The sequence below is a fragment of the Oscillibacter sp. MSJ-31 genome, from assembly GCF_018918025.1.
Lineage (GTDB): Bacteria > Bacillota > Clostridia > Oscillospirales > Oscillospiraceae > Hominicoprocola.
Genome location: NZ_JAHLPT010000001.1, coordinates 250695 through 264484 on the forward strand (window position 1 = coordinate 250695; position 13790 = coordinate 264484).

Consider the following 13790-nt stretch of genomic DNA (forward strand, 5'->3'; position numbering starts at 1 on the left):
CGGCTTCCTCTTTCTCTTGTTCAGTCCTTTTCCTGAAAGGCTCGGATGTAGCGGATCAGCATCTCCGCCGTACCCTCCATGCCAAGCACGTCGCTTTTGACCGTGAGATCATAGGCGCGGGCGTCGCCCCACTTCATCTCGCAGTAGTAGTTGTGGTAAGCCTTGCGCTGGTGGTCGACCGTGCGGATCTCCTCGATGGCCTCCTCTGCGGAGAGCCCCTTTTTCTCCATCACGCGGCAGAGCTTGGCGTGTGGATCGCCGCCGATGAAGAGGCTGATGCGGTGCGGATCGTCCTTGAGCACCTGCTCGCCGCAACGGCCGATGAGCAGGAAGGATTCCCCGCTCGCCGCCTTGGCGCGGATCATATCAAAGGTCTTTTCCGCCACGTTGACCTCGAGCGAATTGGAAAAGCGCCCGATACGGCGGGAGGCAAAGAAGTTGACCGGCTTCTCGTCCATCCGGCGGATCAGCTCCTCGCTGTAGCCCTCGGAGACGATCTCCGACTCGATGGAATCCTTGTCGTAGAGCTTGATGCCGAGCGCGCGGGCGATCATGTCGGCAATGTAGTGGCCGCCGCTGCCGTGCTCACGGCCCATGGTAATGATGATCTGGTCTTTCATCGTGGTATACTCCTTTCTTCTCTCAGAGGTAGCGCAGGAACAGACACACCGTGGACACCGCCATCACGAGGATCGTGGCGGGCACGCAGTATTTGCAGTAGCGCCCCCAGCCGATGGGATAGCCGCCCTTGGCGGATACCGAGGTGCCGACCACGTTCGCGCTCGCACCGATGGGTGTCGCGTTGCCGCCGAGGTCCGTGCCGAGGGACAGCGCCCATGCCAGCACGCCCACGTCCATGCCCTCGACCGCGGCGATGGAGCGGATGACCGGAATCATCGTGGCGGCAAAGGGAATATTGTCCACAAAGGCGCTGGTGACGGCGGAGAGCCAGAGAATGATGACGACGATCGTCGCCACATGGCCGCCGCTGATGTTGGTGATAAAGCGCGCGATGATCTCCAGCACGCCCGTCTTTTCCAGCCCGCAGACCGAGACGAACAGGCCGATGAAGAAGAGCAGCGTTTTGTAGTCCACGCCGCGGATGACCTCGAGCACCGTCGCCCTTCCGTGCGACAGCGCCATCACAAGCAGCGTCAGCGCCGCGACGATCACGCCGATGCAGGCAACCGTCAGACCCGTCTGCGCGTGCGTCACGAGCAGCACGACCGCCAGCAGGAATACGGCAGCGCTCGCGCCGAAGGCTCTGCGGTCCGTGATGGCGCTCGACGGCTCCGGGCAGACGACCGGCCCGCCGTTCGCGCGCTCCTCACGCAGCAACTCCTTGCGGAAGCACAGCCAGAAATAGACGGCGACAGCCGCGAAGCAGACCGCGACGATCGCGCCGGTATTTTCGATGAAGTCAAAGAACGTATAGCCAAGCGAGGTGCCGATGATGATGTTCGGCGGGTCGCCGCACATGGTCGCCGCGCCGCCGAGGTTCGCGCAGAAGATCTCCGAGAGGATCATCGGCACGGGGTCAAACTTCATCGTCTGCGCCAGCTCGAGCGTGACGGTGGCGAGAAAGAGCACGACCGTGATGCTGTCGATGAACATCGAAAGCACCGCCGAAAGGCACATGAAGCAGATGAGCAGCGGCACCACATGGTAGTGAACGAGCTTTGCGAGCGACAGGCACAGCCAGCGGAAGAAGCCCGCCTTACCAAGCCCCTCGACCATGATCATCATGCCCGCGATGAAGAGGATGGTGGACCAGTTGATGCCCGCCGTGCTCTCCTCACCGGCTCCGTACCAGAAGCTCGCCGTGAAGAACGAGCGGAGATTGAGCGCCTCCCAGATCGCCGCGGGCGAGTGCATACAAACGCCGAAGACGAGAATAAGTACCAGCGCTCCGCTGACGAGCGTGATGATGTGGCGCTCGAACTGATCGAGGATAATCAGCAGAAACATACCGAGAAAAATACAGATCGCAATGACCTGCGCAAGCATAGCAGTGACCCCCATTTCAAAAAGCAAGTGAGGGTATTATACGTCTGCCGCGCAGGTCCCGCAACAGAAAAAACACAATATTTTGCGCCTAAAAATTAAAAAAACAACTATATCCGCTAATTTCCTGTTAAGAACCCTGTCACCCGGAGGCGCCGCCCGACCGACACGCGGGCACTGGTCTTCCGTCTGCGGCGCTCGAAAAAGAACAGCAAGCGCCTGTCCTCTCGCGGCTCTTTCCTCATCTCGGGTAGCGCTGCGGGATCAGTCCCGCGCGCATGAGATAGTAAACGATGCTCGGCACGACGGCGAGCTGGAGCACGATGCCCGGCAGCGCCGTCACGAAGCTCGCGGCGATCCATGCCTGCATGATATACTGTCCCGCCATGAAAAAGAGAGCCTTTGTCACACCGGAGACAAGGCGGCCGACCAGCATTGCGGCGACGAGCGACAGGTAGAGGTCGGCATAGGTCTTCCCCGTGCGTACAAGGCGCAGCATCAGGCCGGTCGTCAAGCCGTAGGCCGCGCACTCGACCATCATAGCAGGCATCAGGGCCGCTGTCGGCATTCCGGTGAGAACGCTTGAAAGCATGGGGCCAAGCAGGCCGCAGACCGCGCCGTAGGGAGCGCCACAGACCATGCCGCACAGCAGCACGGGAATGTGCATCGGCAGCATGATCTTGCCGCCGTTCGGGATAGAATGGAATGCCATTGGCAGGACAAGGCACAGCGCGATGTTCACGGCGGTGAGGACAAGGCGTTTGGTAGCGGTCATTTGCGTTGCTTTTTGCACGGATCGGATTCCCCTTATCTTTGGTATGCTTTTAGTTTACAACAGAAAATCTCTCCCTGCAAGCCCCGCGGGGATAAAATTTGAAGGCGGCGGCACAGGGCTGTGCCGCCGCTTCCCCTTTTCCCCGTTATTCCGCGAGCCTTGCGTCAAAGGTCAGCGTGACCGTGATGGGCTGACCGTCCTGCACGGAGAGGAAGAAGCCCTCGCTGTAATAATACTCCCCCTCGATCCGCGCGTCGTAGCGCATATCGACATTCTTCCACGCGGCGGAATAGTCGGCATCGCCCGCCCAGCTGTTCGAGCCGATCTGCTTTACCACGCTGCGGATGTTGAAAAGGCTCGTGCCCTTTTGCGCCGCAGCGAGCGCGAGGTACGCCATGCGGGCATTCTCATCGCCCGTGCCGTAGATCGTTTCCGCCGTCTCGGTATATGCCCAATGCACGGCGCGGAGCGTTCCCTCCTCCACCGTGTAGGTGAACGGCGCGGGACCGTCGCCCCCGCCGAAGTAGACCACATTCTCGTATTGGTTCTCTGCCCACTCGCCGTTTTCGTCGAGCGACCAGCGCTCACCATAGTCGAAAAAGTCGCGGTAGAAATTGACGTTCTCCGCAAATTCCGCCACGGTCAGGTCGCCGCGGTTCGGCGGCATCATGGCTGTGAGCGCCATAGCGACGGTCAGCGTGCCGCGCACAGCCCAGCAGGCCATGAAGAGCAGCACCATCTTTCCCGTGCCGCGCTCGTCGAAGCGCTCGACGCTGCCCTCCTCCCACGCAAGCTCCTCGCCCCGCGTATAGCGTCGGTAGCTGAGGTAGCTACACACAAGCTCCACAAGCGGCAGGCCAAGTCCGGCGCCGTAAAACCACACGAGCGCCGTTCGGTTCAGCGCTTCGCTGTAGCTGAGTCGTTCGCCGTCCGGCCGCGTCACGGTGATGCCCATGCACCACTTGCCGGCGGTCGTGCCGAAGCGCGCGAGCAGCAGCGGCTCAAGGAGGAGCAGCAATCCCCAGCCGATCAGAGCGCAGACGATGTCCTCCCACCGGGAAACGGTTGTGTAGTTGCGGTGTAGCAGCACATACTGCACGAACGAGACCGGAAGCCCCACGAGCGCGAGGTCGATGCCGCGGGCAAAATAGCGCCGCCACGGGTGCGGCTCGGCAACGTCCCGCTGCTTCGCCGCTGCGTCCGGCTCAAAGCCGTTGAGGTAGTTCTCCGGCCGTAAGGCGGAATAGCTTGCCACCTCGCGGGAGATGGCGTCGCAAACGCTTTTTGCCGCGAGCAGACGCTGTCCCTCGGTCTCCAGCGCCGCGCTGCGCTCTCGCATGGCGGCGGCAAGCTCCAGCTCGCCGGATTGCAGCCGCCTGATCTCGTCGAGCGAGAAGCCGAGATTCCGCAGCAGCGCGACGCGCAGCAACGTCTCCAGATCCTCCTCGCTGTAGTCGCGGTATTTATTCTCCCGCCGCACGGGAGCGATCAGACCCTCCTGCTCGTAGTAGCGGATGTTCGCGCGCGTCAGGCCGCTGCGCTCTTCGATCTCTTTGATGTTCATAGGCTCTCCTTCTGCGCTCTGCGCCGATCCTTCCCAATGTTATGATACCGCATTGTAAGGCATAAAGCAACTTGACAGTCAAGCCCTTTTTCCAAATTTTTCGGTCATATTCGAGCCTGTCTCCCGCTATGGATAGAGATAGACACAAAAATCTGGGAGATCGGAGGGCTTTTTATGACCCATTCCTTCTATCGGAGCTACGGCTTCCTTGCCGCGATGCTCGGATGTATCGTGCTCGGCTGCGCCGTCGGCGCGGCCTGGCCCGGGGCTGTCTGCCTTGAGCCGCTCGGCACCGTGTTCATCAACATGATGTTCTGCCTCGTCGTGCCGCTGGTGTTCTGCTCGCTCGCGGGCAGCATCGCCAATACGCGCTCGCGGCGCAGGGCGGGGCGCATCCTCGGCGCGACGCTCGGCGTCTTTGTTGTCACCGGGCTGCTCGCGGCCTTTATCATGCTGGTCATCGTGCGTGTCTTTCCCCCGGTGCTGACGCCGTGGACCGATGCCGCGGCGGGCACGGTGGACGATCCCGCGCCGCTTGCGACGCTGCTCGTCAACTTCTTCACCGTCAACGATTTCTCCGCGCTGCTCTCGCGGCGGGCGATGCTGCCGCTGATCGTCTTTTCCCTGCTCTTCGGCTTTTCGGTCTCCGCCTGCGGCGGGCCGGATACCGTAACGGCGCGGGTGCTGGACGACGCGACAAAGTGCCTTTTGAAGATGGTCTCGCTCGTGAGCTGCTACGCCCCCATCGCCTTCTTCGGCTTCTTCGCCGCGATGGTCGCAAGCTACGGCGCGCAGATCACGGCGTCCTATGCCCGCGCGATGCTGGCCTACTACCCGCTCTGCTTCGTCTATGCACTGCTCGCCTTCCCGCTTCTGGCGTATCTCGGCGGCGGGCGTGAGGGGGTACGGCGGCTGCGGCGGCACATCCTGCGCCCCGCGGTGACCGCGCTCGGCACCTGCTCGTCCGTCGCCACCATTCCGGCGAATATGGAGGCCGCAGAGGACAGCGGCATCCCGCACGAGGTCGCGGATCTTGTGCTGCCGCTGGGCGCGACGATGCACATGGACGGCTCGTGCTTCAGTTGCGTGCTCAAGGTCGCGTTTCTCTTCGGCGTGTTTGGCCTGCCGTTTGAGGGCGCGGGACTGTTTGCCGAGGTGCTGGCCGTGGCGGTCTTTTCCTCCGTCGCCATGAGCGGCATCCCGGGCGGCGGCTACATCGCCGAGTTCATTCTCTGCTCGCTCTTCTTCCCCGACCGGATGGCGGTTGCCTACCCCATCGCCGTCACCATCGGGAATCTGGTCGATCCGCCCGCCACGATGGTCAACGCTGCGGGCGACTACGCCGCTTCCTTCCTCGTCACCCGCATCACCGAGGGCAGCGGCTGGCTGGAGCGCACGGACGGCGAGCGCACAGCATAGCAGAAAAGCATCTGCCGCAAGGCAGATGCTTTCGTTTATTCGTTCGCGCCTCCCTCTTCGAGGTAGGGCGAATACATCATGATGGCATCGTTGCGCACGACGGGCTTCTCGTCGAGCAGCACACCGTCCGCATCGAAGCGCTGCTGCCAGAGCACGTTGTGGCGCGTGTAGCCGCCCCAATACTCCGCGCGCATCTCGTGGCCGCGCTCAACGATTTCGTAGCGGCACTCCGGCGCGGCGGAGCAGCGCCACTCGCCGATGAGGTCGTGCTCGCCGACCGTGACGAGGAGCTGATAATCGTCTGCCGTGTCGTTGCGGATCATCAGGTCGCCGTAGGGATAAAAGCAGGTCGCGCCGCTGCCGAAGGGCTGCGTGCGGTCCGAATCCGGAAAGACGTCGTAGCCGTGGCGGTGGCGCTCGGTGACGGTCAGCGGCGTGTGGAGCGTCATCCAGAAAATGAGGTTTGAAAGCTGGCACAGTCCCCCGCCGACGCCCGCAACGGCCCTGCCGTTGCGCAGCAGCATACCGGGCAGATAGCCCTTCCTCGCCGTCGGGCGGCCGATGAGATACCAGTAGCTGAAGGTCTGCCCCGGGTGGAGCACGATGCCGTTCACCCGCACGGAGGCAAGGCGGAGGTTTGTCACCTTGTTCTCCTGCATCCACATATCCACGTCCCGCAGCCTGCGCATCAGGGGCGTTTTGTGACTCGCCGCGCTGTAAGGCAGGATCGCTTCACAGCGCTCACGTGCAAAGGAGCTTCGCTCCTTGAGCCACAGGAGCTTGCGCAGGGTCCCATAGTAGGCCCCGCCGAGAGCGAGGCGCAGGTCGGAGCGGGCAACGGGTTCCTTCATCGGTCGTTCCTCCTTGCTTTTTCTTGTTTCTATTCGCGCGGTCCGGGCAGGAAACGCTCTCCTTCGCGCCGCGCGATCATGGTGCCGGCGGACAGCTCGGTGAGCGCGGCGTCAAAGCCCGCCGCATTCTCCTGCGGCAGCAGGATGCGGACGCTCACCGCCGCGCCGAAGTCGGTGCCCTCCACCGTGCCGCCGTGGGCGGTGGCGAGCAGCTTCAGGCGCTCGAGCATCGGATAGGGGCAGTCTACCGTCACGGCAGACCACAGGCGCATCCGCGCCTTGCCCGCCGCGTCAAGCGCGTCCTTCGCGGACTTTGCGTAGGCGCGCGTCAGCCCGCCCGCGCCGAGCAGCACACCGCCGAAGTAGCGCGTCACAACGCAGACGACATTCTCCACGCCCTCGCGCTGAAGGACGTTGAGCATCGGCTGACCGGCGGTGCCCTGCGGCTCGCCGTCGTCGCCGTAGCGCACGACGCCACCCTCGTGCAGGACGTAGCACCAGCAGTTGTGGCGCGCGTCGTAGTATTTTTTCCGCATCTCGTCGAGGAAAGCGCGGGCCTCGGCCTCGGTCTCCACGCGGCGGATGTGGCCGAGAAAGCGCGAGCGCTTTTCAGTGAACTCCGCTTCCCCCACGTCCACGGGGACATAGTAGCTCTGCGGTGCGCTCACTCCCAGTCCTCCTTCGGCTCGGTGTAGCCCTCGACGTAGTCCTTGACCCGGCCGAGCACGCGCGGCGTGCAGACCGCCACAATGTCGATGGTCTCGCCGTACTCCACGCTCTCGACCTTGGCCTCACGGTAGAGGCTGTCGAGCCAGCCGCCCTTGTCGTAGGGCAAATGGATGGTCACGCGGCGCGTGCCCTTGTCAAGCTCGGCGTCGATGGCGCGCAGCAGCTCGTCGAGCCCCTCGCCGGTCCTGGCGCTGAGGTTCACCGTGCGCTCGCCGTGCGGGCGGATATCGCCGTAGAACAGGTCGGACTTGTTGTACACGCGGATGCAGGGGATGCCCTCCGCGCCGAGGTCGTGGATGAGCTGATCCACCACCTCCGCCTGCGCGATCCACTCAGGGTTGGAAATGTCGATGACGTGCAGCAGAAGGTCGGCATACTCCAGCTCCTCAAGCGTCGCCTTGAAGGCGTCGATGAGCTGATGCGGCAGCTTGCGGATGAAGCCGACCGTGTCGGAGATGACGACATCGAGCGTGTCGGAGACGGTCAGCAGCCGGGTGGTGGTGTCGAGCGTATCGAACAGCCGGTTATTCGCCGGAATGTCCGCGCCGGTGAGGGCGTTGAGCAGCGTCGATTTGCCTGCGTTCGTATAGCCGACGATGGCAACGACCGGGATCTCATTCTTCATCCGACGCTCGCGCTGCGTGCCGCGCACGCGGCGCACCTCGTCCAGATCCTCCTTGAGCTTGTCGATCTTGCGGTGGATGTGGCGGCGGTCGGTCTCGAGCTGCGTTTCGCCAGGGCCTTTGGAGCCGATGGGCCCCTTGCCGCTCGTGCCCGCCTGACGCTCCAGGTGCGTCCACATGCCGATCAGGCGCGGCAGCAGATATTGGTACTGCGCCAGCTCAACCTGCAAGCGGCCCTCCTTTGTTTTGGCACGCTGGGCAAAAATATCAAGGATCAGCCCGCTGCGGTCGAGCACCTGCACGCCCAGATCCTCCGTCAGCACGCGCATCTGCGAGGGTGACAGGTCGTTGTCGAAGATCGCCATCGTCGCCTCGGTCGAGCCGATAAGCTCCTTGATCTCCGCCACCTTGCCCTCGCCGATGAAGCTGCGCGGATTCGGGGACGGAAGGTTTTGCAGCACGGTCGCAACGCTCACCGCGCCGGCGGTCTCGACGAGCGCGGCAAGCTCGTCCATGCTCTCCTCGTCCGCGCTGTCCGCCTTGAGCACCGGCGAGGAAAGACCGACAAGCACCACGCGGTCGCGCGGCTGCTCCACGGTTTTGAGTTTGTTTTCTTCCATAGGAATCACCTTTTCTGCGTTTCTTTCCTTCAGTATACGCAAGGGAACGAAAAATGTAAAGAAAAAGAGGTCTGCTTCCGCAGACCTCTTTCGCAGTTCTTACTTGTCCAGACCGAACTTCTTGTTGAACTTGGCAACGCGGCCGCCGGTATCGACCAGCTTCTGCTTGCCCGTGAAGTAGGGGTGACACTTTGAGCACACTTCCACCTTGATGTTCGCCTTGGTGGAACCTGTCTCAATCACATTACCGCAGGCGCAAGTAATAGTAGTCTGCTGATAATTGGGATGGATTCCTTCCTTCATTGCTCGTGTTCACCTCTTTCCGATCCGAGAGTGCTTTCGTCAAAAAGCCAAAAAGGATAATATCACGCTTTTCGCCAAATTGCAAGCACAAATTTTGTACTTTTCGATAAAATCATCAAAAGTTGCCGCAGCACGTGCAATTTTCAGCGGAAAACGTTCCCCTCTGTATCGTAAATTTCCGTGCGGCGCACGCGGACGAAGTCCGGCTTGAGCGACGGAAGCTCGCGCTCGATCGCCTGTGCGAGATAGGCGGGGTTCAGCCCCGGGTTCTGCGCGGCGACCACGGCGTCGGCAAGGATGCTTCCGTCCTGCTCGGTGAGGGTCATTTCGCGGATCAGCGGCGCAATGTCGATCTGCGCGAGCTCCTTATGCTTGGTGCGCTTTTCAATCATCAGCGTTTCGCGCGCGAACAGCGCGCGCAGCGCGTCCGCCGTGCCGGCGGGCACGCCGTTATCATAGAGCAGCTCCAGCCGTGCGCGCAGGAACGTGAACTCGCGCACGGGGCGCGTGACCGGATAGCACTCCCGCACGCGCAAGCCCGCGGGCAGACCCGTGTTGAGCTTTTCGGCGATGCCCGCGCCGTCGGTCTCCTCCACCGTTTCAAAGTCGAGCAGCTCGCAGTCGCTCGACTGCCCCACCGGCAGCGGCAGGACGATGGAGATGATGGGGTGCGGGTGAAAGCCGTTGGAGTGCTTGAGGTGCAGCTCCGCACGGGGAAACACACGTTGGAAGGTTCGCATCGTGTCGAGGTGCGAGATGTAGGAGGCCTGCGCCTCCTTGGTGAAAAGAAGTCTCAGCTTAGCCATCGCATGGCCTCCCCAATAAGAGATTCGCGCCGCAGCCGTTGCAGTGTGTGCGGCAGTCCGGCGTGGTGACGGACTGGTAGCACCGCTCATGCTCGCGCCAGAGGTACTGCTCCGTCACGCCGCTCGAGATCATCGCCCAGGGCATCAGCTCGTCCTTTTCGCGCTTGCGGTTGGCGTAAAAGTGCGGGTCAAGACCGCACTCCTCAAAAGCCTCGAGCCAGCGGTCGAGGGAGAAATACTCCTCCCACGCGGAGAGGTGCTCGCCCTTGCGCCACGCCGTTTCGATCACCCTGCAAAGCCGCCGGTCGCCGCGAGAAATGACGGCCTCCATATAGCTCGTGTCGGAATCGTGCCAGTTGTAGGTAACGGATTTCGTCAGCATATTCTCGCGCAGCAGCTTCACGCGGCGCTCGTACTCCTCCTTGGGGATCTGCGGCTCCCACTGAAACGCCGTGTGCGCCTTGGGCACAAACCACGAGGTCGAGACCGTGATGCGCACGCCGCGGTTCTTGTTGCTCGCGCTCTCGCGCCATGCGTGCATGACGTGGGACGCGACCTCGGCAATGCCGAGCACGTCCTCGTCCGTCTCGGTCGGAAGTCCCAGCATGAAGTAGAGCTTGACCGCGCTGTAGCCGCCGGCAAAGGCGCGGCGGCAGGAGGCCAGCAGGTCCTCCTCGGTGAGATTCTTGTTGATGGCGTCGCGCAGGCGCTGCGTGCCGGCCTCGGGCGCAAAGGTCAGGCCGGTCTTTCTTCCCTTTTGCAGCCGCTCCATGAGCGCCATGGAGAAGTTGTCGGCGCGCAGGCTCGGGAGCGAAAGATTCACATGACGCTGCGCGCAGAACTCCTCCAGATCGTCGCAGAGCTGTACAAGCGGGCGGAAATCCGAGGTCGAGAGCGAGGAGAGCGTCATCTCCTCGTAGCCGGAATCCTCGATGGCCTCCTTGGCGTATTCGACCAGCAGCTTTTCCGAGCGGTTGCGCACGGGGCGGTAGACATAGCCCGCCTGGCAGAAGCGGCAGCCGCGGATGCAGCCGCGGAAAAGCTCGAGTGTGGTGCGGTCCTGCACGATCTCGGTGGAGGGCACGATGGTCTTGGCGGGATACCATGCCTTGTCCATGTCGCGCATGATGCGCTTGGTGACGACCTTCGGCGCGCCGTCCTTCGGCGTGATCGACTTCACCGTGCCGTCAGCGTTGTAGTCCACCTCGTAGAGACCGGGAACATAAATGCCGTCCAGCTGCGCGGCGGCACGGAGAAACTGCTGCTTCGTCCAGCCCTCGCGCCGCGCCCTGCGGTGCAGCTCGATCAGCTCGACGTTCATCTCCTCGCCCTCGCCGATCTCGGCAATGTCAATAAAATCCGCGATCGGCTCGCAGTTGAACATCGCCGTGCCGCCCGCGATGACGAGCGGGGTCAGCTCCGTGCGCTCGCTCGCGTGGAGCGGCACGCCCGCCAGATCGAGCATATTCAGCATGGCGGGAAACGCCATCTCGTAGCCGACGGAAAAGGCGATGATGTCGAAATCGCGGATGGGATCACCGGACTCGAGCGCATAGAGCGGCAGGCCGGCACGGCGCATCTCCTCCTCCATGTCGCCCCAGGGGGCGAAAACACGCTCACACCAGACGCCTTCCATGTTGTTCATAATGCCGTAGAGGATCCGCATACCGAGGTTCGACATACCGATCTCATAGGTGTCCGGGAAGCAGAAGGCCACGCGGGTATCGACCTGCGAGAGGTCCTTCATCACCGCGTTGTACTCGCCGCCCACATAGCGCGCCGGCTTCTGCACGCGGGGCAGGATGCGTTCCAATCGTTTGTCCACAGGCAAGCTCCTTTTCTATTGAGAGACATTGACCGTATTTTACACGCTTTTCCCGCCGCGCGCAAGCCCCAGTTGGCGCAGCGTTCCCCAGAGAAGGCCGAAGGCAGCAAAAGCAAAGAGCCATCCGCTGTGCAGCTCCAGCGAGAGCTTGAGTCCCAGCGCACAAAGCGCGAGCGAGCAGGCAAGGCTGACCGCCGCGGTGATACGCTCCCCCGTGGCCGGCCCGAGAAAGAAGGACAGGGCAAGGCAGAGCGCCCGCGCGCCGTCGAGCGGAACGACCGGCAGGAGGTTGAAGGCCGCGAGCACAAGGTGCGCTCCGGCAAAGACAAAGCACCACTCCCGCCACGTCCGCAGGCCGAGGAGCGCGAGGAGAACGGCGCAGAAAAGGTTGACTGTCACCCCCGCGAGCGTGACGATCAGTTCGCGCCCATAGGAGAGCCGCGCGAGGGCGGGAGCGTCCAGCTCCGCGCCGAACGCTGTAAGGCGGAAGCGCTTGACGGATACGCCGTAGTAGCGCATGGCAGCGAGGTGGCCCAGCTCGTGCAGCGCTGCGGCGGTCAGGATCGCCGCAACGACCGTGAGCGGAGAAACGATGGCGGCGAGCAGCACGAGCAGCCAGAAGCTCGCGTTCACGCGCACGGCGGCGCTAAACGGTCTTTGCCGCATAGGCAATGGGATCGAGGTATTTTGAGCCGCTGAGCAGCTCGAAGTGCAGGTGCGCGCCCGTGGCGTTGCCGGTCGCGCCGACCGCGCCGAGCGTATCGCCGCGCAGAACGCTCTGCCCGGAGGAGACCGTTATTTTGCTGCAATGGGCGTAAAGCGTCTCATAGCCGTCCGCGTGGCGGACGGTCAGATATTTGCCGAGCACGGTGCTCTCCCCCACCACGCCGACCGTACCGTCGGCAAAGCAGGCAAAGGGCGTGCCCTCATCGGCGGCGAGGTCAAGGCCGGTATGAAAGGCCTCCTCACCCGTATTCGGGTCCTCGCGCCAGCCGAAGCCCGAGGTCAGCGTGCCGTCGAGCGGTGACACATAGGAAAAGGGCAGCGTCGGCTGCGCGTCGAGCACATAATCCGGCAGGGGCTTGGCTGCGGCATCCTCCTCGTTTGTTCCGGCCGGCTGTGCGATCTCCGCCCCGCCGCCGACCTCCGCGGCGTCCTGCATACCGCTGCCGCCAAACACGGCGACGTAGGCATTGCCGAGGGACTCCGCGAATCGTTCGGGCGCGGCGACCGCGTGGCCGATGGCGGAGAACGCCTCGGTAAAGTCCGCGTCGCGCACGAGCCATTGGGCAAGCGTACCGCGGAAGGCCGAAAGATTCCCCGGCAGCACGAGCTTGAGCAGCACGAGCGAGACGAATAGCACGCCGCAGACGGTCAGACGCAGAAGGCGGAGCTGCGATGTGCCGGAGGGCTGCTGTTCCCTGCGGCGGCTTCCTGCGGCGGCGCTTCGCTTTGTCCGCGCGGCAGCGCGGCGTTTCCCCTGTGCGCGCGCCCAGCGGCGCAGACGCATTCTTACGGTCATAGGCTCTTCCTCCCTTGGCTTTCGTTTTGGGACAGTCTATGCCGCGGCATCGCCGCTTATGCCCGCACGCAGAAAAAGAGCCGCCCGCCGGCGGCTCTTGCAGTCATTTGACATAGTGGGCAAAGAAATTTTCCAAAATGCGCTGTCCGTCCCGGTGCGCGGCATTCTGCAGCTCCGGGTGGAACTGCGCGCCGAAGATGGGCCGCGACTCGTGCGCAAGCATCTGCACACGGCAATTTTCCCGGGAAGCGAGCAGGCGAAAGCCCTCCGGCACCGTGCTGAGCTGGCCGCGATGGTGCTCGAAGCAATGGAGCGTACCGCTCAGGCCGGTGAGCAGCGGATGCTGCGCAAGGACGGTCTGCGGCAGAAAGCCAAACTCCTCGTACCCCTCACCCGGATAGACGAGCGGTGCGCCGAAGGCGATGCCGATGAGCTGCAGGCCCGCGCAGATGCCGAAGAGCGGGGCCGTTGTTTCACGAATGAGCGCAAGCTCGTCGGCAAAGGTCTCGTGCAGACGCTCGCGGTCCCAGTCGGTGAAGCAGCCGGAGAGGAAGATGGCATCCGGCGCAGAGTCGAGCGTCCTGAGCTGTGTATAGTGCCGCACGGTGACCGTTCCGAACGCAGCGAGCTTCGCAGAGAGCGCGTCGATGTTATAAAGCGGGTCGGTAAGACCGAGCTCTCCCGCGCGGGCGATCCGACCACGGTCTTCGGGCGTCGGCTCGTTGTTGATGAGCAGCAGCTCTCTCATG

14 protein-coding genes are annotated in these 13790 nt (G+C 63.0%); 1 reads left to right on the forward strand and 13 read right to left on the reverse strand.

All coding sequences use genetic code 11. The annotated features are described in order from the left end of the window. Positions 1 to 20 precede the first annotated feature (20 nt). The 4 genes from KQI17_RS01120 to KQI17_RS01135 all read right to left on the reverse strand — a co-directional run bounded on the left by KQI17_RS01120 (position 21) and on the right by KQI17_RS01135 (position 4343). On the reverse strand, positions 21 to 620 hold the full coding sequence (locus KQI17_RS01120; RefSeq protein ID WP_216494364.1) for an AAA family ATPase: 600 nt from the start codon (positions 618 to 620) through the stop codon (positions 21 to 23). A gap of 22 nt (positions 621 to 642) precedes the next feature. Beyond that, a complete protein-coding gene (locus tag KQI17_RS01125; RefSeq protein WP_253285614.1) occupies positions 643 to 2022 on the reverse strand; it encodes an SLC13 family permease in 1380 nt (459 codons plus the stop codon). 223 nt (positions 2023 to 2245) lie between these two features. Beyond that, positions 2246 to 2779: an ECF transporter S component gene (locus KQI17_RS01130; RefSeq protein ID WP_216494365.1), complete on the reverse strand. Its 534-nt coding sequence runs from the start codon at positions 2777 to 2779 to the stop codon at positions 2246 to 2248. A gap of 145 nt (positions 2780 to 2924) precedes the next feature. Then, positions 2925 to 4343 carry a MerR family transcriptional regulator gene (locus tag KQI17_RS01135; protein ID WP_216494366.1) on the reverse strand — a complete coding sequence of 473 codons (1419 nt, stop codon included), beginning with the start codon at positions 4341 to 4343 and terminating at the stop codon, positions 2925 to 2927. Between the two features lie 174 nt (positions 4344 to 4517). Between KQI17_RS01135 and KQI17_RS01140 the strand changes: the two genes are divergently transcribed. Continuing rightward, the gene (locus KQI17_RS01140; RefSeq protein ID WP_216494367.1) at positions 4518 to 5762 is read left to right on the forward strand and encodes a dicarboxylate/amino acid:cation symporter; all 1245 of its coding nucleotides are present in this window, start codon (positions 4518 to 4520) and stop codon (positions 5760 to 5762) included. A gap of 35 nt (positions 5763 to 5797) precedes the next feature. Here the strand turns inward: KQI17_RS01140 and KQI17_RS01145 are convergent, their stop codons facing one another. The 9 genes from KQI17_RS01145 to KQI17_RS01185 all read right to left on the reverse strand — a co-directional run bounded on the left by KQI17_RS01145 (position 5798) and on the right by KQI17_RS01185 (position 13789). After that, positions 5798 to 6613, reverse strand: coding sequence for a VanW family protein (locus tag KQI17_RS01145; RefSeq protein WP_216494368.1), 816 nt, complete (start codon positions 6611 to 6613; stop codon positions 5798 to 5800). A 29-nt stretch (positions 6614 to 6642) separates the two neighbouring features. Further along, positions 6643 to 7281: a YigZ family protein gene (locus KQI17_RS01150; protein WP_216494369.1), complete on the reverse strand. Its 639-nt coding sequence runs from the start codon at positions 7279 to 7281 to the stop codon at positions 6643 to 6645. Next, positions 7278 to 8585, reverse strand: coding sequence for a GTPase HflX (gene hflX, locus KQI17_RS01155; protein ID WP_216494370.1), 1308 nt, complete (start codon positions 8583 to 8585; stop codon positions 7278 to 7280). The genes KQI17_RS01150 and hflX overlap by 4 nt, the downstream gene beginning before the upstream one ends. A gap of 99 nt (positions 8586 to 8684) precedes the next feature. After that, positions 8685 to 8888 (reverse strand): 50S ribosomal protein L31, encoded by a 204-nt coding sequence (rpmE, locus tag KQI17_RS01160; RefSeq protein ID WP_022019344.1) that lies wholly within the window; start codon positions 8886 to 8888, stop codon positions 8685 to 8687. 143 nt (positions 8889 to 9031) lie between these two features. Further along, positions 9032 to 9694, reverse strand: coding sequence for a TIGR03936 family radical SAM-associated protein (locus KQI17_RS01165; RefSeq protein ID WP_022019345.1), 663 nt, complete (start codon positions 9692 to 9694; stop codon positions 9032 to 9034). After that, on the reverse strand, positions 9687 to 11519 hold the full coding sequence (locus KQI17_RS01170; protein ID WP_216494371.1) for a TIGR03960 family B12-binding radical SAM protein: 1833 nt from the start codon (positions 11517 to 11519) through the stop codon (positions 9687 to 9689). Before KQI17_RS01170 ends, KQI17_RS01165 begins: the two co-directional genes overlap by 8 nt. A 39-nt stretch (positions 11520 to 11558) precedes the next feature. Then, entirely contained in the window at positions 11559 to 12152 is a 594-nt protein-coding gene (locus tag KQI17_RS01175; RefSeq protein ID WP_216494372.1) for a peptidase M50, read from the reverse strand. A gap of 13 nt (positions 12153 to 12165) precedes the next feature. Then, a complete protein-coding gene (locus KQI17_RS01180) occupies positions 12166 to 13041 on the reverse strand; it encodes a M23 family metallopeptidase (RefSeq protein ID WP_216494373.1) in 876 nt (291 codons plus the stop codon). A 103-nt stretch (positions 13042 to 13144) separates the two neighbouring features. Next, positions 13145 to 13789, reverse strand: a complete 645-nt coding sequence (locus KQI17_RS01185; protein ID WP_216494374.1) for a gamma-glutamyl-gamma-aminobutyrate hydrolase family protein — start codon at positions 13787 to 13789, stop codon at positions 13145 to 13147. Position 13790 lies beyond the last annotated feature (1 nt).